This window comes from Bradyrhizobium sp. USDA 4472, from assembly GCF_054058595.1.
On record NZ_JBSSAM010000001.1, the window covers coordinates 2,654,299 to 2,676,804 of the forward strand.

Annotated in this window: 18 protein-coding genes; 11 read left to right on the top strand and 7 right to left on the bottom strand. The window is 55.5% G+C overall.

All coding sequences use genetic code 11. The features are described from left to right. Positions 1–19: 19 nt before the first annotated feature. Positions 20–421 carry a hypothetical protein gene (locus tag ACVWZ4_RS12130; protein WP_456790111.1) on the bottom strand — a complete coding sequence of 134 codons (402 nt, stop codon included), beginning with the start codon at positions 419–421 and terminating at the stop codon, positions 20–22. Between the two features lie 319 nt (positions 422–740). On the opposite strand from ACVWZ4_RS12130, the gene hsdR reads away from it, so the two are divergent. From hsdR to ACVWZ4_RS12175, 9 genes are all read left to right on the top strand, one after another. Continuing rightward, positions 741–4,322: a type I restriction-modification system endonuclease gene (hsdR, locus tag ACVWZ4_RS12135; protein WP_456790112.1), complete on the top strand. Its 3,582-nt coding sequence runs from the start codon at positions 741–743 to the stop codon at positions 4,320–4,322. After that, positions 4,319–5,794 (top strand): N-6 DNA methylase, encoded by a 1,476-nt coding sequence (locus ACVWZ4_RS12140; protein ID WP_456790113.1) that lies wholly within the window; start codon positions 4,319–4,321, stop codon positions 5,792–5,794. The genes hsdR and ACVWZ4_RS12140 overlap by 4 nt, the downstream gene beginning before the upstream one ends. Then, the gene (locus tag ACVWZ4_RS12145) at positions 5,791–7,311 is read left to right on the top strand and encodes a restriction endonuclease subunit S (protein ID WP_456790114.1); all 1,521 of its coding nucleotides are present in this window, start codon (positions 5,791–5,793) and stop codon (positions 7,309–7,311) included. The genes ACVWZ4_RS12140 and ACVWZ4_RS12145 overlap by 4 nt, the downstream gene beginning before the upstream one ends. Beyond that, a complete protein-coding gene (locus ACVWZ4_RS12150) occupies positions 7,308–7,496 on the top strand; it encodes a hypothetical protein (protein WP_456790115.1) in 189 nt (62 codons plus the stop codon). The genes ACVWZ4_RS12145 and ACVWZ4_RS12150 overlap by 4 nt, the downstream gene beginning before the upstream one ends. Positions 7,497–7,539: 43 nt before the next feature. Beyond that, on the top strand, positions 7,540–7,980 hold the full coding sequence (locus ACVWZ4_RS12155) for a hypothetical protein (RefSeq protein ID WP_456790116.1): 441 nt from the start codon (positions 7,540–7,542) through the stop codon (positions 7,978–7,980). Between the two features lie 137 nt (positions 7,981–8,117). Further along, positions 8,118–8,945 carry a DUF6946 family protein gene (locus tag ACVWZ4_RS12160; RefSeq protein WP_456790117.1) on the top strand — a complete coding sequence of 276 codons (828 nt, stop codon included), beginning with the start codon at positions 8,118–8,120 and terminating at the stop codon, positions 8,943–8,945. 124 nt (positions 8,946–9,069) lie between these two features. Continuing rightward, a complete protein-coding gene (locus ACVWZ4_RS12165) occupies positions 9,070–9,507 on the top strand; it encodes a DUF6508 domain-containing protein (protein ID WP_456790118.1) in 438 nt (145 codons plus the stop codon). 48 nt (positions 9,508–9,555) lie between these two features. Beyond that, entirely contained in the window at positions 9,556–10,293 is a 738-nt protein-coding gene (locus tag ACVWZ4_RS12170) for a hypothetical protein (protein ID WP_456790119.1), read from the top strand. Positions 10,294–10,456: 163 nt separating this feature from the next. Beyond that, a complete protein-coding gene (locus ACVWZ4_RS12175; protein ID WP_456790120.1) occupies positions 10,457–11,341 on the top strand; it encodes a hypothetical protein in 885 nt (294 codons plus the stop codon). A 937-nt stretch (positions 11,342–12,278) separates the two neighbouring features. On the opposite strand, the gene ACVWZ4_RS12180 is transcribed toward ACVWZ4_RS12175, so the two are convergent. Next, positions 12,279–13,919, bottom strand: coding sequence for a recombinase family protein (locus ACVWZ4_RS12180; protein ID WP_456790121.1), 1,641 nt, complete (start codon positions 13,917–13,919; stop codon positions 12,279–12,281). A gap of 782 nt (positions 13,920–14,701) precedes the next feature. Here ACVWZ4_RS12180 and ACVWZ4_RS12185 point away from each other — a divergent pair. Further along, positions 14,702–15,043 (top strand): hypothetical protein, encoded by a 342-nt coding sequence (locus ACVWZ4_RS12185; RefSeq protein ID WP_456790122.1) that lies wholly within the window; start codon positions 14,702–14,704, stop codon positions 15,041–15,043. Positions 15,044–16,501: 1,458 nt separating this feature from the next. Here the strand turns inward: ACVWZ4_RS12185 and ACVWZ4_RS12190 are convergent. Further along, on the bottom strand, positions 16,502–17,263 hold the full coding sequence (locus ACVWZ4_RS12190; protein ID WP_456790123.1) for an IS5 family transposase: 762 nt from the start codon (positions 17,261–17,263) through the stop codon (positions 16,502–16,504). Between the two features lie 561 nt (positions 17,264–17,824). Here ACVWZ4_RS12190 and ACVWZ4_RS12195 point away from each other — a divergent pair. After that, complete coding sequence (locus ACVWZ4_RS12195; RefSeq protein ID WP_456734987.1) at positions 17,825–19,003, top strand: sensor histidine kinase; 1,179 nt, start codon at positions 17,825–17,827, stop codon at positions 19,001–19,003. On the opposite strand, the gene ACVWZ4_RS12200 is transcribed toward ACVWZ4_RS12195, so the two are convergent. From ACVWZ4_RS12200 to ACVWZ4_RS12215, 4 genes are all read right to left on the bottom strand, one after another. Further along, entirely contained in the window at positions 19,000–19,518 is a 519-nt protein-coding gene (locus tag ACVWZ4_RS12200) for a hypothetical protein (RefSeq protein WP_456734988.1), read from the bottom strand. The two genes, ACVWZ4_RS12195 and ACVWZ4_RS12200, sit on opposite strands and share 4 nt — an antisense overlap. Positions 19,519–20,615: 1,097 nt before the next feature. Beyond that, the gene (locus ACVWZ4_RS12205) at positions 20,616–21,173 is read right to left on the bottom strand and encodes a hypothetical protein (RefSeq protein ID WP_456790124.1); all 558 of its coding nucleotides are present in this window, start codon (positions 21,171–21,173) and stop codon (positions 20,616–20,618) included. A 187-nt stretch (positions 21,174–21,360) separates the two neighbouring features. Next, a complete protein-coding gene (locus ACVWZ4_RS12210) occupies positions 21,361–21,645 on the bottom strand; it encodes a hypothetical protein (protein WP_456790125.1) in 285 nt (94 codons plus the stop codon). A gap of 128 nt (positions 21,646–21,773) precedes the next feature. After that, positions 21,774–22,328, bottom strand: a complete 555-nt coding sequence (locus tag ACVWZ4_RS12215) for an ATP-dependent DNA ligase (protein WP_456790126.1) — start codon at positions 22,326–22,328, stop codon at positions 21,774–21,776. Positions 22,329–22,506: the final 178 nt, after the last annotated feature.

A 22,506-nucleotide genomic window follows, 5' to 3' on the forward strand; every position in this document is an offset into this window, starting at 1 on the left:
GCCGCCACCTTCTGGCTTTCTAGAATTGGTCGAGTGTCGACTGTGGCCGCAACTGGTCAATGAGCTGCCACTCGGTATCGCCCGGCCGCAAGCAGTGCCAGAAGCGCCAGCCGTTCCAGTGTTTGCCGGTGATCTTAACCGCTGCCTCGGACGGGCTGTTGCGAGTGCCGCCATCGGATGATCGCCAGACGCCGCTCCTGATCTCGGCGTCATACGTTCGGCCCTTATAGGTGGCTCGGAATTTCGTGCCCTCGGGGAAGTGCGCTCCTTTGAACGTCGCGCCGCCAGACGAGGCCGCCACCACTGCCTTCTTATCCAGTCCCAGCAGTTCCCGGATGACATCGTTGTATGTCGTGGCTTCGGTGGCCCGCCGGATGGTCAGTTCCTTGAACACGTCGAAATCGACCTCAATCGACGCCATCCCAATTCTCCTGTTCTCAAATGCTATAAGGAGGAGAATAGGGAGGAGAAATAGGAAGTTAAGGGGAGGCCTCGACCCGCTAAACCCCACAGGCAGGAGCGATGGGCCCAGCCCAGAACGACGGCCCGGTGTGCGTCGCTCCAGCGCAATGGCGCTCCTAACGGGGAAATCCAACTGGACCGCGTAGGCACCGTGCCCGGTGGAGGTAACCCTTAGATTGTACAAAGGAATACCTTGAACCGCATGCCCAAGGCGCGCATGTTACTGCGATCTGGTCTCATAATGATCCCACATCTCGCAGCTGCTTCGGGGGGAGCGGTTGGCTCTCACAGTTAAGCTCAGCGGGCCGCCAAAATCGGCCAATTTCAGTTTTCTTGCCAAGCGATACCCGGACTTGGACCGGATAGGCGCGGGTAGCGAACGCTATTTCTCGGACGATCCTGTCGTCGCCCTCATCTTGCTTCGTCAATTCGGCGAAGTGTTGGCTCAAATGCTAGCCGCACGTTCGGGCCTTCTGACCGATGCGAGGGAGCTGCAAGCCGACCTACTTCGACGGCTTCGGATAGAGGGGAATTACCCCTCGTCCGTCTTGGATCTGTTCCATCAGCTCCGTAAGTTGGGGAATGCGGCGACCCATGACCGTGACGGTGATCATGCCACCGCGCTCTCGTGCCTTAAAATGGCGCGTCAGTTGGCTATCTGGTTTTACCGCACCTTCGATAATCAGAACTTCAAAGCCGGTCCATTTCAGCCGCCACAGCCCCCCGCTGATGCAACTGCAGAAGTTCAAGCCGAGCTTGAGAGGCTAAGAGCTGAGAACGAAGCTGCATTGACGGAAGCGCAACGTGCAAAGGAAAAGATCGCCGAAGCTGAAGCAGCCCGTTTGGCAGCCGAACAAGGAGCCAGAGGGGCCACAGAGGAACGAGATATTTATGCGCAACTGGCTGCCGAAGCCGAAGCAGCAAAGAACGAGCTTGGTAGACTATTAACCCAACTCCAGGCCACCGCGGCCGCATCCACGAGACCCGCACTCGATGATTTGCAGGAACTGACACACCGTTTAGAGGCGGCGGAACCCCATCAGGCCAAATGGACCGTTGCACCTCATAACGAACTTGCGGAGCAACTGGTCGAATGGCAGGCGGCAGCGGCCTCAAGCCCCCCTTCTGAAAAACAATCGGTCCTCCGATCCGCATCTGCCGCCGCAGAAGCTATCGACCTCGACGAAGCCGACACACGCCGGCTCATCGATCAACAACTCCGTGAGCGCGGCTGGGACGTTGATAGTCAAAACCTTCGCTATGCAAAGGGTGCTCGGCCAGTCAAAGGCAAATCAATGGCCATTGCCGAATGGCCAACTGCCAACGGCCCCGCGGACTACGCGCTCTTCTTCGGCATGACGTGCATTGCTCTGGTAGAAGCCAAGCGCAAGCGCAAGAACGTCCAGGCTGCAATCGATCAAACGGGTCGTTACGCCCAAGCGTTCGATCCTTTTGACGGTATTGAGCTTCCCGACGGCGGCCCATGGCCATTTAGTTCTGGTGGCGCCAAGGAGCCGCCGTTTCGTGTGCCATTCCTGTTCGCGACCAATGGTCGTCCTTATCTCAAACAGGTTGAGACACAGAGCGGCATCTGGTTTCGCGATGCGCGCAATCCGACTAACCACCGGCGAGCACTCACGGATTGGCCCACGCCCGAAGGATTGATGGGGCTGCTCAATATCGACCGTGAGGCTGCGCAGGAACGCCTAGCTTCGCTGCCCATCGAATTTGGTTTTCCGCTCCGAGATTACCAAAAGCGGGCCATTCGTGCAGTTGAGACCATCCTCGCGGACGATGCCAACCGGACGATGCTCCTCGCGATGGCAACCGGCACCGGCAAGACCAAGCTCGCTATCGCCCTGCTATATCGGTTGCTCGAAACAAAGCGTTTTCGACGCATTTGCTTTGTGGTTGACCGTCATGCGCTTGGTGAGCAGGCAGCCAATGAGTTCAAGACGACACGCATCGTTAGCACCCGAACATTCGCCGACATCTTTGGTCTCAAGGAACTCGGTGATGTGCTTCCGGAGACCGCCACAAAGGTTCACGTCTGCACCATCCAGGGATTGGTGAAGCGAGTTCTTTTTGCGAATGAGAATGAGGATGTGCCACCGGTTGACCAATACGACCTGATCGTCGTGGATGAATGCCATCGCGGTTATCTACTCGACCGCGAAATGTCTGACGCGGAATTATCATTCCGCGATGAAGCCGATTATATATCGAAATATCGACGGGTCTTAGAACACTTTGACGCGGTCAAGATTGGTCTGACCGCTACGCCAGCGCTGCACACCGCGCAGATATTTGGCGATCCTATTTTCACATATCCATACCGTGAAGCTGTGATCGACGGTTTTCTCATCGATCACGAACCGCCCTTACGTATTGAAACCGAGTTATCACGCGATGGCATTCATTTCGCGCGAGGCGATCAACTGCCTTTGCTCAATCCAACAACGGGTGAAATCGATTTTACCCATGCTCCTGACGACCTCGATTTCGAGATCGACGACTTCAATCGTCGTGTGATCACGCGTTCATTCAATCAGGTCGTATGCGCGGAACTGGCCAAGCACATTGACCCGTCGCTGCCGGGCAAGACGCTAATTTTTGCCTCGACCGACGGGCACGCGGACATTGTTGTCGCCGAACTCAAGAAGGCGTTCCGAGACCGGTACGGGGAAATCGATGATGCGGCAGTCGCGAAGATAACAGGCAGTGTTGACGCTCCTGGAAAAATGATCCGGCGCTATCGCAACGATGCCTTGCCTACGGTTGCTGTCACCGTTGACCTGTTAACGACAGGCATTGATGTTCCGAAAATTGTGAACCTTGTGTTCGTCCGCCGTGTGAATAGCCGTATCTTATACGAGCAAATGCTAGGCCGAGCTACGCGCCTCTGTCCTGAAATCGAAAAGGAGACGTTCCGCATCTTCGACGCTGTTGGCATCTACGATGCTTTGCAGCCAGTAACGGCAATGAAGCCCGTTGTCGTCAACCCCAAGATTACACTGACACAACTGCTTGAACAATTTGCCCGCGTTACTGATGCTGCTCACCGCACCCAGATACGCGATGAGATACTTGTAAAGCTGGGCAGGCGTCTCGGTAAGCTCTCTATCGAAGCAGAAGAGGCGTTCCAGAGCGTAGCTGGCGAGCCGGTCCAGGCGACGCTCAATCGCCTTAGGAACGAGCCGCTTGATGCATTAGCCAGCTGGTTCAAAAGCAAACCGGGAATTGGCCCGATCCTCGATTGGAAGCCTGATAGCGGGAGGCCAATCCCGCTTCCGATTTCGGAGCATCCCGACCGCGTCATTGGCGTCACGACGGGATACGGCACAACAACCAAGCCTGAGGACTATCTTAGTTCGTTTGAGACTTTCGTGCGGAACAACGTCAACAAGGTCGCGGCGCTGCAAGCGGTAGTTCAACGTCCGCGAGAGTTAACCAGGGACGGGCTCAAAGCCGTTCGGATGGAGCTTGATCGGCAGGGCTTCTCGGAACAGGCGCTACGCACAGCATGGAAACAAGCTAAGAACGAGGATATCGCGGCAACAATCGTTGGGTTTATCCGCCAAGCCGCCCTTGGTGATCCTTTGGTACCTTGGGCCGAGCGCGTGAGAGCAGCGATGGGTCGGATCGCAAAGCAAGGGGTTTGGAGCGAACCGCAGCGCAAGTGGTTAGAGCGCATTGGCAAGGCTGTAGCGCAGGTAGGCATTGTGGACCGCGCTGTATTGGATGAAGGTCAATTCCTCCAAGTTACAGGTGGATACGACAAATTGAACCGTATATTTGACGGACGGCTTGATGCCATCCTTGGCGACATAAATGACGAACTGTGGAGCAAATCTGCATGACCGACCAGCACGTGACGCGCGATATCGTGCAGAAACTCTGGGGCCTGTGTAACGTCCTGCGCGATGACGGCATCACGTACCAAGCCTACGTCACCGAGCTTACGTTTCTGCTGTTCTTGAAAATGATGCAGGAAACAAAGCGCGAGGACGCCCTGCCCAAGGGATATCGTTGGGGCGATCTAACCAAGCGCGAAGGCGAGGCTTTGCTCACCCATTACCGCGCGCTGCTGCTTAAGCTCGGCACCAGCGGCGCAGGCATGGTGCGCGACATCTTTACCGACGCGCAAACTTCGTTGCGAAAGCCGACGAACTTGAGAACGCTGGTCTCGGAAATCGACAAGCTGGATTGGTTCTCTGCCCGCCGCGAAGGACTGGGTGACCTCTATGAGGGTCTTCTGCAAAAGAACGCTGGTGAAAAGAAATCCGGAGCAGGACAATATTTCACACCCCGTCCCCTGATTGACTGTGCCGTGCGTCTTCTCCAGCCCCAACACGGCGAGATTGTTCAGGACCCCGCAGCGGGAACGGGCGGCTTTCTCGTAGCAGCAGACCGCTACATTAAGGACGCCACAGACGATCTATTCAACCTGTCGCCAGCGCAGCAAGCGTTCCAGCGCACACAGGCTTTCGTCGGGCTAGAACTAGTGCTGGACGCCCATCGGTTGCTTTTGATGAACCTCATGCTTCATGGCATTGAAGGCGCGGGAGTAGCCGTTGGCGACACGCTCAGCCCAGACGGTGAGCGGCTGCCAAAGGCCGATCTGATCCTGACAAATCCCCCGTTTGGGACAAAGAAGGGTGGAGGTCGACCTACGCGCTCCGATTTCTCGATTACTGCGGACACGTCAAATAAGCAACTTGCCTTCGTTGAACATGTTGTCCGCTCCCTCAAGCACGGTGGACGCGCGGCAGTTGTGGTGCCTGATAACGTGCTGTTCGAGGACAATACTGGGCAACGGCTTCGCTCCTGGCTGATGGATCTATGTAATCTCCACACCATTCTGCGTTTACCGACCGGCATTTTCTATGCCCAGGGCGTCAAGACCAATCTCTTGTTCTTTCAAAGGGGCAAGACCGATAAGGCAAACACAAAAGCCGTGTGGGTGTATGATATGCGGGCTGACGCGCCCGCGTTTGGCAAAACTCGTCCGCTCACAGTGCAAGACTTTGCGGAATTCGAGAAGGTCTACGGCAGCGATCCCAATGGCGGAGCCAAGCGCAAGGATCAGGGCGATGAAGGTCGTTGGCGTTGCTTTGCGCGCGATACGATCAAGGCGCGAAATGACAACCTCGACATTTCGTGGTTACGCGACACGGAGGAAGATGCGGAGGAACACCTAACGGAGCCGGAAGATATCGCAGCTGCAATCATCGGCCATCTGAAGGCAGCATTGGAAGATATTGAAACGCTTTCTGACGAGCTGGAGCCAGTCAGCGTAGAAGCAGCTGCGGTTGCGGAGGCTGCGGAATGAGCGAGTTGCCGAAGGGATGGGAAAAAGTCAGGCTCGAAGATTGTGCAATCCTAAGTCCCAGACATCAAGGTATTCCACCTCGCACGACGGTGTCATTTGTCCCAATGCCAGCGGTCAGCGATATCAATGGTGAGATCGAAAGCGCGCAAGATCGACCGTTTTCTGAAGTTTCAAAGGGCTATACTCACTTTCAGACCGGAGATGTCATCTTTGCAAAGATCACACCCTGCATGGAAAACGGTAAGATTGCAGTCGCAAGAAGGCTGACAAGCGGCATAGGGTGTGGCTCCACCGAATTCCATGTGCTGCGTCCGCTCTGCGATATCTCGCCAGACTTTATATGGCGCTTTCTACGACGGAAATCTTTTCGAGCAGATGCCGAAGGAGCCATGACGGGCGCGGTGGGTCAACGCCGCGTCCCGCTCGATTATTTGAGAACTCAGATACTTCCGCTACCACCCCTTGACGAACAACGGCGTATCGTTTCGAAGATTGACAGTCTTTCCGCAAAATCCAAACGGGCCTGCGACAACCTCGATCACATTCCTCGGCTTGTTGAGAAGTACAAGCAGGCGATTTTGACGGCAGCGTTCAGAGGCGACCTAACGCGGGAGTGGCGGAATAACCCCGTCGAAACGTCGCCCACGTTTGCACAGATTGCAACGGAGAGAGCGCAGTTGCAGGAAGAGCACCGACAGCGCCTCCAGCGATGCGACATGCCTGCACTATCTGAGGAGTTGAAACCATTCGATATCCCGAACCACTGGGCTTGGGTTCGCGCGGAAGCTATTTGCGGCTTCATCACAAAAGGGACCACGCCCAAATCGGCAGCGATGTCGAACAACGGTGAGATCCCGTTTATCAAGGTATATAACCTAACTTTCGACGGGACTTTGGACTTCACTGTCGAACCTACTTTCGTATCCAGGACGACCCATGAGGGCTTCCTCTCAAGATCAAAAGTGCTCCCCGGCGATGTGTTGATGAACATTGTCGGGCCTCCGCTTGGGAAGGTCAGCGTGGTTCCCAACGATCGAGCGGAATGGAACATCAATCAAGCCATCGCCGTGTTCCGGCCAATTGCTTCAGTGTCGCCGGTATTCCTCTCGAAATGGCTTTTGACAGATGTTCTAACGAGATGGGCTGTATCGCGATCTAAGGCCACGGCCGGCCAAAGCAACCTAACGCTGGAGATATGCCGCGATTTGCCTATTCCACTTTGCTCTCTTGCGGAACAGCAGGAAATCGGTCGTCGCATCCAGTCAGCATTTTCTTGGATCGACCGCCTCGCCGCTGAAGCCACCAGCGCCCGCAAACTGATCGACCATCTCGACCAAGCCATCCTCGCCAAAGCATTTCGGGGCGAGCTCGTGCCGCAAGACCAGAACGACGAACCCGCGAGCGTCCTGCTCCAACGTTTAAAGGAGGAGCGGAAGGCAACTGCAACTCCCACCTCGTCGAGAGGGGGAGATAAGGCGTCGAGCCGGTCAGTTAAGCGATCGAGGAGTTCAGCATGAGAAAGCAGCTCGTTATTGCGTTCTTCGATGAAACGGCCAATACATTTCGATACAGAGAGGTGAACAGCGCTGGTACCCACATTCACGGCGATCAGGAAGGTGCCGTGATTGGAGACATTTACATCAGCAAGACTGCGATTACGGGCAAGAGACCCGAGCGGATCAAGCTGACAATTGAATATTGAAAGCCGACATCAACAGCAGAACAACCCGCAAAGGGTTCGAGAAATGACTGAACCGCTCAAGTTGCCGTCTGGTCACGATGAAAGTGGTTCTGCCCAAGAAGCGTCAAGGGCCCAGAGGGATAGGAAAGACGAGACGGCGGGTATTCCGCACAACAAGTTTGAGCACGATCTCGGTTTACCGGAGGACGTGGATAGCCGGTACTCGCCCGAATTCATCGCAAAGAGGCGCGAATTAATCCTGCGGCTCAAGAAGCAACAAGGGTCGGCCGAGCAAAGCGAGACGTCACGGACCGCGCGCGGCGGGATGACGCGCGACGAGCTTATGAAGAAATCATCAGCCGACCCCCGGTTCGTGAGCGCTACGGATCAGGCGCCGGAAATGGATCCGTCCTATCTCGTGGAGCTGATAGCGGAGGTCATGGCCGCAAACCCTAATCTTACGAAGGAAAAGGCCCGCGAGATGCTGCTGGCGTCGGGCGCTTAGAGGGCACAATGATCCGGGCGGAACGCGGCGCTTATGGCGAGGGACACCGCGCTTGCCACCGGCTGCGTCGTCGTGGCGAGGACGTAAGGCTATCCTCTCACTAGAGAGTGCAAGTGCCCTGCATGTAAGGAGCAGCAATGCGAGAAGGCAAGGCAGATGAAGTTCAAGGCGTGCGCCACAGAAGGGGCCTCATACGTGAGATTTCACAACTACATCTCCCGATAAAAACGCCCGAGGACGTTATTCCCTACCTCGGGTCTCCTGGTCACTGGCGAGAGGGGCGCTCTGCCAAGCTTGTCGCTGAAGGCTGGTTTTCGGCAAAGGATCGTCCGGAACTACACGGCTTGCCAGAAATGGTCAGTGTTACCCTGGGTCGGTGTCCCCCAGACCAGGCGTCTCGATTTGCAGAGGCCGAACTCGTGGATGCTTTCTTGGAGCGGACCATCGAGCTCGGAGACGGTTCGACGCCATCACAAACCGATGTTCTAGCCATTCTCCGACTGCCGAATGAATTAGCGATTATGGCCGTTGAGGGAAAAGTAAACGAGAGCTTCGGCCCTCTAGTAAGTGAATGGATAAGGAAGGCGACGCCCAGTTCTAAGAAGGCAGCGCGCCTCGCGCACCTATCGCAAACGCTCGGCATCAAAGTATCTGACTGTGAGAACCTGCGTTATCAGCTTCTGCATCGTACCGCATCAGCGCTGTACGAAGCACGACGCTACCACGCCGAGGTGGCGATTATGATGGTTCACTCCTTCGACCCAAAAGACACTGGGTTTGAAGATTTCGCCCGCTTTAGTGCTGCAATTGGTCTGACCGGAGTTGCTGCGACGCGTCTCGATGGCCCCGTTAGCCTTGACGGCGTGGATCTTTACTTGGGGTGGACTGCGGACCGCCCCTCGAACGAAGGATATATCGTCACGAATGGCCGGAAAACGGACGCAGGGTTTTTCGGAGATGACTAAGATCAATCCGCCGAACGTGGTTCGGACAATTGGGCCGAGCGGAAATCCCGATGTAGGTCTTTTCTGAAGCGCCTTCCCGACAAGTGTCAATAACCTGTTCCGTCACACTCTGGATAAAAAAAGCATGAGCAAAAACGGCGGCGATCGACAGATGTTGGAAGAGTTGGCCGCTCTTCTGCCGACGCTTCGTGACCCCAGCAAGACAGTTCGTATCTGGCACGAGGGCAAGGGCAAGGGCACAATGGATGATCCCATAACCATAGGATTCTACGAAGAGCCAGAAGTAGTGCACCGGTTTGCTGTAACGGGTAGCGAATTCGTTCGGTTCTTGGGTCCGATGGATTGGAACAAGTGGGCTCAGGGACGGGAAGGAAATCGACTACTACATGAACTTAGTTCTATAGCGCACGCAAACAGCCGCCAACTGGCAAAAATAACATACACGCTCGCACGGAGCGATCGCTTCATTGAGAACACTTTGGGACAATACTTGGAAGATGGGTTTCTGCTCGCAATAGCCGAGAGAGCACAAAACCTTTTGGATACATCTGTAGCTGAGTAGTCGATACGATTGTCGGTTTACCCTCACTTTTAGAGACCGTGGGCGAACGTGGCGGACGAACTGAAGCGTTATTTGCCGACGGAAGCGGATTGGCGCTTTGACAGCATCCGAAGCCGCTGTCCCGCGCGAGCGGAGCGCCTTGAGCAAGCCGCTCATTTTGATTGCTTGGCTCGGGATATGCGAGATGCGTTGGGCGTAGCTATCTTGAACGATGTTTTCCGCTTAGCCATAGACGAGCCAAGGACAGGTGAGCCCGGCATAAGGGCGATTTTTCAATTTCCGGTCCATACCCACCTGTTCGATGCCTTCTTCAATTCGCGTCAAAGTTATCGAGCGAACTACTGGGCCGACCCCGCCCTGGGAATGGATGCTGAAAGGGCTCTCATCCTTCAGTTTGGCGCTCTGCTTGGCCGACTCCCTCCGCAGTTGCGCGCTCGTAAAATAAAATTACTTGTGGGCGCTACTCGAATGGAGGAGGACGTGGGGTCTTGCATTGTCGACACTGCGTTCCTGGTAGCTTCCCTAACTTCAAGTTTCGCCAAGCTCTGGATCTGTGAACGACCCATTCGTTCAAAGGAGGGCCTTTTGACTGATTGGGTTCAGACGTTCCAAGACGAGGCGCTGCGGCTAAACGTTTCTAGGTGGAAGAATGCCCGAGCCATTCTTCCCGAACCTCAACTCTGCTGGATAGATTGGAAGGGCGCCTTCGTTGACGGCGATCGGTACAGTCAGCTCAAACTTCCCCAGGTACGCGCCGCCTGCCTACACAAGATAGGTTGGACCTAGACCGTATTTGCGGTTTCACGTTCTCAATATTTTTCGCCAAATGTTAATCAAAATAAAAGTTGTTCACGTCCAAGAGCTGTTCGTTTGAGCGCAGTGCTGGCGCCGATGCACCGCGGCTTCCAATGGATCAGTACCGCCCCTGGGCACCCAAAATGAGTGAGCTATGCCGGACACACTGGACGACTTCTACGCCGACAGGCACAGCATCATCGAAGACCTCTTTATTCGAACGGCCGACGATAACTACGTTCTTGCGCGCTGGTGCTTTCACCAGAGCATGAACGTTGACTTCTTTTGGCTTGCGGTCCACGCGCTGGAGAAATACTTGAAGGCTATTCTGCTCTTGAACGGAATGAGCTCAAAAGGCATTGGGTCTAAGCAGTACCAGCACAACATCGTCGACTTGTATGCGGCCGTAGCGCCCCTTGCCCCCGAGCTACTACCGGCGGACCTGAATAAGCCGGACGATCGCATGCCGGACGAATACTGGCGCGTTGAAACAATGGTTGACTTTCTTGCGCGGCTATATCGCGACGGCCAGGCGCATAATCGATATCAACTATTCGGTTACAGCAGGCAAGCAGAGGATCTCTGGAAGCTCGATCGGGCGGTCTATTCGGTGAGGAGAATGTGCCGCCCGCTTGAGGCATATGTACTCGGTAGGCCGGTCGCCGATGCGGTCAACATTTCAAACAGAGAAAGCCTTGCCAGGGACCCCGACCAATGGCGACTGAACTCCCTTCTGGAAAGCACCATGGAGGGAAAGCGTGGCAATGAGTTGATGCGGGCCGCATTGACCTGGAATTTCCCGTTCGCGCCTCCCAATTTCAATCATCCCCAGATCTCTTATGAATGGTCCTCGCGAGACTCCGTCTTCATTCGACGACTTTACGATCCACTTGAAGCAGGCCCTGAACATTTCTCGCAGAGCGACGTGTTATGGCAGTGGGTCCAGGACAACATACAAATCCCGAAGCAGCTCACTACGGAGATTGAGAGCCAGCGCAAGAAGATAAAAGCAAAATCAAAGACGAGTACGTCTTCTTGAGCATGAGCGGGACTTTCAGGAACCGTCAAAGGTGCTCCTGTTCGCCGGCTGCAATCTGCTGGGCTGAGTGCAGCAATGTTCCGAAGCTCCGGCGGATCAGATTTAACCAGAGCGCGGCGGCGATGCCCGCCAATAGGCGAACCAAGTTCGCAGAGTGCTGTCCTTCAAACCCAGCCGCAGTCCGAGTACCCAAGCCGCTTCGGCACCCTCGCTTTCGAATAGGTCGTGGACCTTACTCTTCCGACGGCCAGAACTTCGACCAGCAGCATTCGCTATGAAGCGTGTTTCCGGTGCTCTGTCCCGTTTTTGCGTGACCACTTGTTCTCTCCTCTAAATGACCGCCCGCGTGGATCGCAGTACCGACATTTTAGGGAAGAACATCGATAGGTTGTAATTAGGAGTACTCTCGCATATTGATCTAGGATCACACTGCCGGGCAATCCGGCATCTAAGATTGCAAAATCGCATAGATAGAAGCAGGGGGCGCTATGGAGCTTTTTAGCGATCTGCAATGTTCTCCGCGTTCTGCCTCGCTCCCCCGCCCAGAACCGCCCTAAACCGATCTAAGCGACCATTAGGCGCACGTCGAGCATAAGATCCGCGGCTTCACTGCACAGCAATGTCCCCGACACAGTGCTGCAATGTCCTTCTCCAATCGTGTTTAGGCGTCGTGTCGCACTTCTAAGATGGGAGCTCCCTTTTAAGGGATGAAAACTCACGCGCGGATGTTGTCAGGCAGTGACCCATCAGCGAAGTTTGCGCGGCGTCTGACGGAAGTCCGCTCATCGGGCCAGAGCGGGATCAGATTTGCTCGACCCGCACTCTTCGCATTTTGACCCTTCACAGACATTCGACGTGATGTCTGCGGTCGTTCGATCACTCGCGCGGCTTGAGCGTTGAGTGATCTAGTGAATTCTGTCCCACCCCCACAAACGCGTTAAGCGCCTTTCGCCTTTCGCGGGCTTGTCACGGGAGCGCGCGGCCGCACCCCAACGACGCACGAAGACTTTTCCTTACCGATCCGTTCGATGAGAAATCGTGACAGCGCTTCGAACGTGCCAAAGCGGTTTATCGTGTGACCCTTATAGACCTCCTTGGAGAACCAGAACATGCGACGGCTGAAGGTGAGCCACGTCGAGGGCATCAAGACGTAGTCGAAGACCGCTTCGTTCTTCCCGTCCAGCCGCACCGCGACAACCCATCCCCTCGGCCACCTCACGCGGTACTGCAGCGTCCAGCGCAGGGGCCGTCTTTTGTAGTTGCGACATCTTGCGACCCGAAAGACGACATTCACGGCATCATCGATTCGAAGACATTCGGTCGAAGGGTTGAGAGTTGCACGGCACCCAAGTTTCTCGAAAGCGTCTCGAAGGCGCGCAGCATTGCCAAGCTGCAGGGCGACCCATCGTTGATGCGCGGCGTATGTGTCAAACCAGCCTTGATTGCCGTTGTACCCAATGAGCCGATAGATGTTCCGCAACGTGCCGAAGTGCACAAGATACGAAGACATGGATGGCAAGCCGGGACTCGAATTGATGATGGTTTTACTGAGGCTGCCCTTCTTCATCAGGACCTTGCGAAGGCGAAGCAACATTTCCTCTTCGGGGATACTGACGCGCCCTTCGCCCATGATCTTTTGCACGCGCCGGAAAGTGTCGCGATGGACGATGGGCTCGATGGCTTCCTCATTTCTGATCCAAAGTTCTCTTGGGTTGCGCGTGACCTTGGCGCCAAGCTTCTTGCTTTTGCGATTGTAGGTCAGAACGCCGATATAGGCTTCGTTCCGAAGGAGTTCGCCGACTGTTTTTCCAAGCCACGGTCTTCCCTGGCTATTCATGATCCCTCGCCGGTTGAGGTCTCGGGCAATGGCCGCCTGCGATTTGTGCCGGAGATACTCGCGGAAGATCGATTTCACAATTTCTACCTGATCAGGCGCCCCGGAGATGAGCTTGACGTGGTCGGTGAGCAAAGATTTGCGCTGGCCGACCGTCAAAATACTCTTCGGCCTGCATTGATCGTCCACGAGACGTCGTTGCAGCGCGTAAGCGGTAGGACCGCCCATTTTAAAGCCGCGGCGCGTCAACCGGATTGACCCTGCAAAAACTTTGGCGGAGAGTTCCCGACTGAACTCAGCCGCCATCACTCTCTTAATATTCTTCATAATGCTGGCAAGAAGGCTTCCGTCATTGTCGAATTGCTCCGCGCAATAAACGACCTTGACGCCCGCCTTGCGGCAGATGAACTCGTAATGCGCGCTCTCGTCAACATCCTGAAAGCGTCCCCAGCGGCTCACGTCGAAGACAAGCAGATGAGCGAAATCAGCGCGGCCCGATTGCACGTCTTCGACTAGTTCGGTTAGGCCAATTCGGTTTTCGATCTTGAGGCCGCTTTCGCCCTCGTCACGATAGGTGCGGACAATAGTTAGCTTGTGAAGTTCGGCGTAGGTCGCGATGACCACTGCCTGGTTCTCAATGGAGTATTGTTGGTAATCCGTAGACATGCGGACATACTGCGCCGCGCGTAGCACTTTTTGCGACTGAGGCAGATGCTTCGCATGCACCACAAGGGCATTCGCCATGTTGCCTCCACGCGGCGAAGTCGCGCCGCGTCCTTTGGGGCATCTCAAAGCATAGGCACATCATCAGGTCCGCGCCACGGAACAGTGCCTTCAGAAATGGTCAACTGCTATGTCGTAGTTTTCTAGATCTCGCTGCGGCGCGCGAAGCGCGTTGTAGTGGATGCAGCTCGTCCGATTCTGGCCCATTCAAATATTGGAACGTCAGGTCGCAAGCCTTCAGGCTGGCGTAGATGTCCTTCACCGGCGCGCAGCCATGCGGGACAGAGGATGAGACCGACGGGCGCCCAGGCGCGGCTCCCTGACGCGGATCACCCATTGCTGGGCAACGTCTCGCTCACTTGTTCCGCTGCTTCAATCTTAGTCCTTCGCCAAGGCCCCCCAAATGCATGCCGTTTGCACTACCGAGCCGGCGCAAACGGCGCCTTTGCAAAAAGGCAACTATTTCCGATAGTTGGAATGGCGCTCCACGATCAAACAATCCTCATGCGTCGATGAAGCGGACATTCGTTTGTCACAGCTCACGGTGCTCATCGGTCCGCAGCCGAGCGGAAAGAGCCTTACCTACCGAACTTCACGTAACAGCTTCGATAGGCATCGTTTACTGAGGAGTGCACTTTCTCAGAGTTGCCGCTTGTCCCCGCGATGTCTGCAGGCGAAAGCTCATCTAGAACAGTATCCGAAACGCACTGGCATACCCGTTGAATTGCTCTTACGGACATGTCCTTCATGCCGGACGACAAACTTTCCGTACACTTGCCTTGGATGATAGCGGAAACGCCGGCTTGCGCGTTCGCGGTATTGTTCAGCAGCACGACCATCGCAGCTACGAGGGCGCATTTCATGATATTGTTCATTTGCACCTCAAATTGCGAGAAAAAGATCATATCCTCCGCCTGCTATCGTGCGCAGAGCTGCGCTTGGCAATTCACGTCCTGGATCGCCGCGAGATATCGTTTAAGGGCGTCTGCAAGATTATCTTGGGCGCGGCCTCGGAAGCTGACTTGAATTGTCCCTGCGAAGCACGGCTCACCCCGCTCCAATCTATGCTCGATATTTGTTTGCTGGCGCCGCCTATAGAGGCAACTAGCGGCGACATCGCTGTGGCAACTGCCTCGCACTGCTGACGAGACTGAGCGACGGTGGAATTAGGTAAGATTGCCAGAATTAGGAAAAGCGCTGCGGCGGGAAACCACAGCTTACGCATTGAAACCATGATGGCGCCCTCGCCGACCAATGAACTAAAAAAGTCTTTCGCAACTGTTGGTCGAATGCAAGCCGGGACTAGTAGATCCGTTTTCGGGCTTTTGTTTCTTTCGAGGTAATCCGTCCGCAGCTTCGGTCCTGAAGGCCCGACCTTAGAGCACCACTGCGATTATGAGTACAGGCCAGGCGTCGTATCGCGCCTCTAAATGAGACCTTCCTTTTAAGGGATGAAAGTTGCTCTTCTCTCGCGCGGATGTTGTCGGTACCGGAAAACTGCCGATGCCCATCCGGGGAAGGTCCAACAGAAGAAGAAGTTGGAGCGAAAGTGCTGGTACTTCTCGGCCAGGGGTGAACGTCAAGTTGCTTACATTTGAGCAGAGTTGCAACGATATGAGCAGGAATGAATAGGTTCACCGATTTAGAGAGGCGCTGATGCTGTTTTGAGGTGGGGATGATGTTCCCCGCGTCGCTCGCAGAAGAGACGTCCCGAGGCCTCCCTAATGGAGGCACAGAGGGTTCGAATGGCTGAGGAAGAGTTGGACAAACGAGTATTGCGGACCAGCTGGGGGCATGGTCTTAGCCACGGGTGAGGTATTTGAAAATGAGGCCCATACCAACCTACTCGCTCTGAAGAACAACAGACCGCCTCGCAGACAGCATATCAACAATAGTCGCGGAAAAATTCATCCAAAAAACTGCTATATATAGGCGGTCCACGAACTGCCATCTGAACCAGCTGATAAGACCGTACGGGAGAACGTATGCCTTTGCATCCCGAAGGCTGACGAGATCAATGCAATCAGGTTGGAGCTCATAGGACAGTACCAACCTACCTGGAACGTGATGCATCTTCAGAGGAAGGCATTTTAAGGTGTGAAACTTGAACTAAGATGCATGTTGAACTGCGGCTTCGGCTGTGAAATCCAGCTGTCCTTTTCCCGCACACCGACAACCCCTCGGGGACCCACTTCCGCGCATCCATGCGCGCATTGGCGGGGCAAATGGCTTGCAATGCTGCTGTCTGATAGGGTCTACTTCTTAAGGTTGAAACGGGGGCGAATATTCGGGCCGGTGCGAGTACTATAATTGCGAACGCTCTTTGGAGACCGAAGCGCTCCGGTCGGGGTGAACGGGAAATTTTAAGACAATCTTTGAGCAGTATTATGGTTTTCAGAATGCAGGAAAGAGATCTCGATCTCTTCATCCTTGAAGAGCTTCATAGCAACAGCGGGTTCGATACTTGGCTCGCAGAGTATGTCGGGCTCAGAGGCTTCAAGTGCCGAGAAGCCGAACATTCTGTTTCTGCAAAAACAAATGCGAAATGGGGCGAAACTGATGTCCTCGCCATCTTCTCAAATGGTGTGGAACAGGTGGCTGTTCTAGGACGTGGACTCATTAACGCGAAGCCATAGCCTGATCGAGGCAAGCTGAACGAAAGCAAGGTAATTCGCTGCCAGCCTGTCGTAGCGCGTCGCCACCCGACGGCACTGTTTGATCCGGTTGAAGAACCGCTCGACCTGGTTGCGAGCTCGGTAGAGATAGGGGCTGAAGCAGATCGGATCACTGCGATTGCTTTTCGGTGGGATGTTGGCCCACGCGCCCTTCTCCATGGCAAGCTCCCTGATCCAGTCGGCGTCGTAACCGCGGTCGGCAAGTAGCATTGAGCCAGATTTGAGACGAGACAGCAGCTTTCCCGCAAGTCGAACGTCGTGTGCCTCGCCGGGGCTCAATGCCAGCCGTACCGGCAGACCATTGCTATCGACCACCGCATGAATTTTGCTTGTTAAGCCGCCGCGGGACCTTCCCATCGATTGGCGCTTGTTTCTTGATATGCAGGCTCCATGTTGATGCACGCGGATAATGGTGGTGTCGATCATCTGGACAGCGGCATCATGGGCAGTGGCAAGAGCTTCTACGATGCGGCCCCAAACACCGGCCCGCCGCCACCTAATGAAGCGGTTGTAGCAAGTGGTGTATGGGCCAAACGCCGTCGGCAGATCACGCCAGGGTGCTCCTGATCGGAGGACCCAGAAGATGCCATTGAGGACCCGTCTGTCGTTCACCCGAGGAACGCCGCGCGGCTTGTTCGGCAGCATCGGCTTGATGGCGGTCCATTCATGGTCGGCGAGTTCGTAGCGCATGATTTGAGCTCCCAGTTCGGGAGTTTGAATCACGGCAGTCCGGTCAAACGCAACGATCCTGGCCCGCTCTCTTGGTACGGCACTTACGGACAGGAGCCGACATCAACCGGTCCTCAATCTCTGCCAAATGCTTCGAAAATGAGCCGAACCTGACTCAGGCACTCGCGTTGATCTAGTCGGCAGTTCAATTGTCCGACAACAAGACTGTCCCGTTCGCTCATGGACGTCATCAGGTCCTTCAAGTTAGGACTAGTCCATCCTAAATTGCGTTTTTTGCAACGTTGTGCACGGATTGAGACTCATGCCCAGCCAAGAGCCCCGGCCTACCTCCGAAATACCCAAAATACATAGAACGACACCACTGGACATCGCTATAATCACTGATGCCAGGGAAGCTATTGAGAGGTCGCTGCGTATCATCAATGAGAGCAAGCGGCTCGTCCGCGACCATCAGTTAGAGCATTACGCCTCTGATGCTATGGAGGATCGGGGGCAGAGCAAGCGAGCATAAATACACGAATAGAGGTGCCGCAGTAAGTTGGGAAACCACTGGAGCCGAGCTTGTCCTCTACCCTCTCGAATAGTGTTGCGACTGGCGAGCACGCCAAAGCCGAGCTCACCGACGAACTGCGCATCATGACGCGGATGCACGAGCTCACCGATCGGTTGCTTGCCATTGCAGACTTGTCGACCGGACTGGGCGAAGTGCTCGATGCGGCAATGGACGTATTCGACAGCGATCGCGGCACGATTCAAATTCTCAACCCGGAAACTGAGACGTTGTCTTATGCGGCATCGCGGGGTTTCGACGAGCAGGCCCTGGCCGCGGTTCCGCCGATAGACCGAGACTTCCATTCCACTTGCGCGGCCTGCATCCGAACCGGGGAAAGGGTTGTGGCGGCTGACATCGGCTCAGACCCTCGCTGGGCCGAGCATGCGCCCACGGCCTCTAGCCTCGGATATGCCGCGGCCTTCAGTTCGCCGATGAAAACGCGGCGCGACGAACTGCTGGGGGTGCTCACGGTACACTTTGCAAGTTCCTACACACCCAGCGAACGTGAATTGCGATGGGCTAACTTGTTTGCGCGATCGGCAGCTCACCTGGTGGAGCGGGATCGGGCTGAGGCTGCGCTGAGGAAGAGCCGCGAAAGCCAGATTCTCATTCACGAACTGCAGCATCGGACACGAAATCTGCTGACTGTGATCTCAGGTGTTGCCGATCAGACGGTGGCAGCCAGCCGATCGTTAGAAGATTTCGCACAGCGTTTCGAGGAACGCTTGACCGCGCTTGGTCGAGTGCAGTCGCTGCTGTCGCGTGACCTTCAGCCGAATGTCACCGTTGGGGACTTGATCCGGCTAGAGCTTAGGGCCCTCGGATTGGATCAAGGAGGCAAGATCATCCTTCACGAAGGACCGAACCAGCCGCTGCCGCCCGCAGCAATTCAGCTGCTTGCGCTGGCAGTCCACGAGCTTCTCACCAATGCCGTGAAACACGGGGCTCTGCGAAGGGCTAAGGGACTGCTGGAGATAAGTTGGATTAATATCACCGACAGCGGGCGCGACATGCTTCGGCTTGACTGGCGCGAGCGCGGTGCCGAGTTGAGCGCCAACAATCAGGCATCGACCCGAGGGTTTGGCCTAGAGCTTCTGGAAGCGCTGTTGCCTTTTGAGCTTGATGCAAAGACATCTGTCGAGTTCACAGATGATGGCGTGCACGTCTCGGTCGATCTGCCGTGCTAGTCCTTGTGGCGAATTATCCGACTTTCCATGATCAGGTTCCGGCTGGAATTCATCGCATCGACAATGCGACGATCTTGAGCGGGTAACGTTTCCCTTGGCTCGCCATCCAGCCGTCGCGGACCCGCTTTGATGGCAACTTGGACTGCATTAACTACATCGTTCGAAGCAAATGGTTTTTGCATCAACGGCCATTCGCGCCAAGGTTCGGGAAGAGCCTTCACGTCGTAGCCCGTGATAAACAGTAGTGGGACCTGACGAGCCACGAGCGTCTCGGCAACTCCAAAAACAAGTTCGCCGCGCAGATCCACGTCCAGTATCGCGGCGTCTAGCTGGCGTGTATCGCCGATAATCCCGATTGCAGCGCTGACAGTCGCCACCGGACCGACAATTTCCGCTCCGGCCGACGCCAGGATTCTGCACAACTTGACAGCAATTACGCCTGAATCCTCGACGATAAGCAGCTGCCGCCTATTGAGCGGAAGTTGATCGGCGGGGCGAGGACGAGGAAAGTTCATGACAAGGCTCCAGAGCCATTGCTCATGTAGGGCACACTCATCCTAGCTCATTTTTTATCGTCTCCTCTCATCTTTTTCAAAGTGGAACTTTGGGCCGGCGCGTCGTCAACGAAGGGCCGAGGCTCTGCTGCACGGACGACAGCTGCGAAACCCTTCTCCGATCTCACATTTTTCTCTATACAGCAGACTGCAACCCTCTCAGACCTCTGTATCTCGCGATAGCCCGCAAGAATTTAGCGGAAGCCCGCGGCATACTTCGAGAGTGTCGCTGTAAGCGGCGTCTCTGACCACAAACCAACGTGCAACAACGGCTGCTGAGCAGCGCCTAGCCCCAAAACGCTGCAACGCGCAAGTCGGCTGTTGGCCCATCGCGACATTTGCTGCAGTTGCGCAAAGGAGGTCGATATTGGAGCGAAGCGGACGCCGCCGCCGGTTTATGAGTACACGGCCTAATCGAAGATAAGATTGCCGCCGATTTCACAGAATGCCAAGCAAGGCGGTACCACGAGCGAGCAAGCGAGCTGGTTAGTTGCGGCCGAGCGCAGCGCTATCTAACCGTTCTTGTTGCCCCATTAGTCTACTTGGCTAGAGTGCCCAAAGAAGACCCGTGGGACAGAACCCTCAAGATAGAGGAACTGCGCGACTGGTTCGCCCAACATAGCACGGCGCACGCTAATTGGCGCAAATCAGCACTTGCTGAGTGCCTGGTACGGGTTGCGAAAAGCAAAAGCGTAGGGGATGCGGACGTGCGCCGCTTTTCGGAAGCCTTCGCATCGTTTCTGCAAAAACATGCTCCGCCCTTCAGTCACAAGATCACCGGAGATAAATGGGGTTTCATAATCGACACTCCGTATCATCCAAAGAACGTGCAGCTTGCATGGAAAAACGGAAAGTCTCGGGTCGATCTGACCTTTTCTGGACCTCACGTCGGCAAAGCACACCATGTTCTGCTACCGGTCGGTGTCAGCCGGAGGCTTTCTGACGGCGTGTCTCTTAAGAGCGACATATTGGGCATCGAAGTGCCAATGGTGGACATGTCTGCAGATTTCGAAGATCAGATGGAAGTGATATCGGCGGTGATAGCAGCGGCACGACAGCTATTGCCACTCGTGTCCCAGGCCCTGTTCATCCGCCAGTGCGTCTGCCCTGGCGAAACTTCGTTGAAACTGCTTGAAAGTTTCGGAGTGGCACCCGGGCTCATCAATTTCGCTAACAACAGCAGAACCGCTGTCGATCACCCCTTCGAGCAGCGCAGGAATTCGCTTTCCTATGTCGTTCAAAACATCCGTGGATTTTAAAGAGAAATCGCGTGCCTCACTTGGTAGTATTTTGGCAGGAACGGCGCAGCAGTTTTGCAGTGCCATCCTGCGCCTGCCAGCGTAGATTTCCTCTACGGCCGCGTCGTATTGTTCTTTGGTAATTGTTCCCGCCGCTAAGGCTTTGGCGAGCACGACAAACCTGCCCTGTTCTAGCTTTTCCAGTCCTTTGGCAGCTTCTTCGCGTTGTGCTGGAGTGGCCATTTGTGCTGCTAGGGAAGGATCACCAGCGTCCGGCAGTTGTTCTGCAGATTTCGCATACTGCGGGTTTGACGCCGAGGCTAATAGCGATGCGGCAAATATGAAACTCATGCGCAGCATTAGTGTCTGGCTTGGCATCTTATTTGGCCCCGTTTTCTCTCAAGCATTGCTCTAACCAGCACTGCAAAACCAGAAGACTGAGCGGCCTCAAAATACGTTTCGGCTTTGGTCCTCTGCTCAATCCTTTGAAACTGCGCTCGCTGACGAACTTTGCTTCCACAACGGTGCCGACGAAAAGCGCCTAAGCTCAGGTCAATCATGGCCTTCAGCCCGAACAGGCGGCTTCTGCACGCCCTGCACGCTGGGATAGGGACGCCAGCGCAGTCTTCAGTTCGTCGGAGACTGAGGCGATGCCCTTGATGTCTTCGAAGGCTTCAGAGACGCGCTCATTGGCCAATTTATCGAACGGTTCAAAGCCTTCAGAGCTGCGCGTTCCTGCACCGAACGCAGTGGAAGCGGCTATCGGCCCGAGCAGGAGGATTGCGGCTGCGATGACGCCGCTCTTGCGGATGCGGGCGATCGGCGGCCCCACGATGCGATCATTGATCATCGTCGTAACCTCTCGGCGCGTAGCCCGTGCATCATGCCGATGGTTGCGAGCAAACGGTAGATCGGGTGGCCACCATTAGGAGGTACCCAAGCAGAGGCGCTCGGGAGGGTGCGGTGAGGCCGGATGCGTCAAAACGTATCGCCCCGATCCATCGCCGGGTGACTGCGATTTTTCACCTTGACCCAGTACCTGCTCCGACCCGCCTGATAGGGCCGGTCGCGGCGTTTCGACACCAATCCCTCAAGACCCATGTTGCAGGCGGCGCGGAAGAGATCAGGCCCAAGCTCGCCACGTTCGAAGGAATTGATGAAGACACCTTCGGGACGCCGTGCCAGCAGGCGCTCCAAGTTCGTTTTTCGCATCGTCAGAGGGAACTTGCGCAGGTCGTCGCCACCTGCGGCGAGAATATCGAAGGCGCAGAACTGTACCTCGTGATCGTGCTTGCGCGAGTGAAGCGCGTCGAAATCTGAGATGCCATCGACGCCGAGCACGACCGCCTCACCATCGAGCACGAAGCGGTTCTGGCGGACCTTACGGGCGGCTTCCAGGATGCAGGGATAGCGGCTGGCCCAATTGTAGCCGCCGCGCGTGATCAGGCGCACCCGGTCGCCATCGCGCTCCAAACGGAGGCGGTAACCGTCGTACTTCACCTCGTGGAGCCAGTCGGGGCCGTCCGGGACCACAATGCTCTTGGTAGGCAGGCAAAACTCAAATGAACGCATACGGGAAAAATAGGCATTCTCGGTGGGTTTGCGAGGTGGAACTCGCCGCCTCGTCCCGAGCTGGTCTGTCTAATTGGGCGGTGTCTCCGAACGGTAGTTTTCCGGAGTACCACTCGGCATGAAGATACCTTTTAAGTAG

Coding starts and splice junctions, on each gene's coding strand:
- ACVWZ4_RS12145 (WP_456790114.1), top strand. CDS start 5,791: ATGAGCGAGTTGCCGAAGGGATGGGAAAAAGTCAGGCTCGAAGATTGT.
- ACVWZ4_RS12200 (WP_456734988.1), bottom strand. CDS start 19,518: ATGAACTTTCCTCGTCCTCGCCCCGCCGATCAACTTCCGCTCAATAGG.
- ACVWZ4_RS12165 (WP_456790118.1), top strand. CDS start 9,070: ATGAGCAAAAACGGCGGCGATCGACAGATGTTGGAAGAGTTGGCCGCT.
- ACVWZ4_RS12205 (WP_456790124.1), bottom strand. CDS start 21,173: ATGCCAAGCCAGACACTAATGCTGCGCATGAGTTTCATATTTGCCGCA.
- ACVWZ4_RS12175 (WP_456790120.1), top strand. CDS start 10,457: ATGCCGGACACACTGGACGACTTCTACGCCGACAGGCACAGCATCATC.
- ACVWZ4_RS12140 (WP_456790113.1), top strand. CDS start 4,319: ATGACCGACCAGCACGTGACGCGCGATATCGTGCAGAAACTCTGGGGC.
- ACVWZ4_RS12210 (WP_456790125.1), bottom strand. CDS start 21,645: ATGATCAATGATCGCATCGTGGGGCCGCCGATCGCCCGCATCCGCAAG.
- ACVWZ4_RS12190 (WP_456790123.1), bottom strand. CDS start 17,263: ATGCGCTACGAACTCGCCGACCATGAATGGACCGCCATCAAGCCGATG.
- ACVWZ4_RS12160 (WP_456790117.1), top strand. CDS start 8,118: ATGCGAGAAGGCAAGGCAGATGAAGTTCAAGGCGTGCGCCACAGAAGG.
- ACVWZ4_RS12180 (WP_456790121.1), bottom strand. CDS start 13,919: ATGGCGAATGCCCTTGTGGTGCATGCGAAGCATCTGCCTCAGTCGCAA.
- ACVWZ4_RS12155 (WP_456790116.1), top strand. CDS start 7,540: ATGACTGAACCGCTCAAGTTGCCGTCTGGTCACGATGAAAGTGGTTCT.
- ACVWZ4_RS12150 (WP_456790115.1), top strand. CDS start 7,308: ATGAGAAAGCAGCTCGTTATTGCGTTCTTCGATGAAACGGCCAATACA.
- ACVWZ4_RS12130 (WP_456790111.1), bottom strand. CDS start 421: ATGGCGTCGATTGAGGTCGATTTCGACGTGTTCAAGGAACTGACCATC.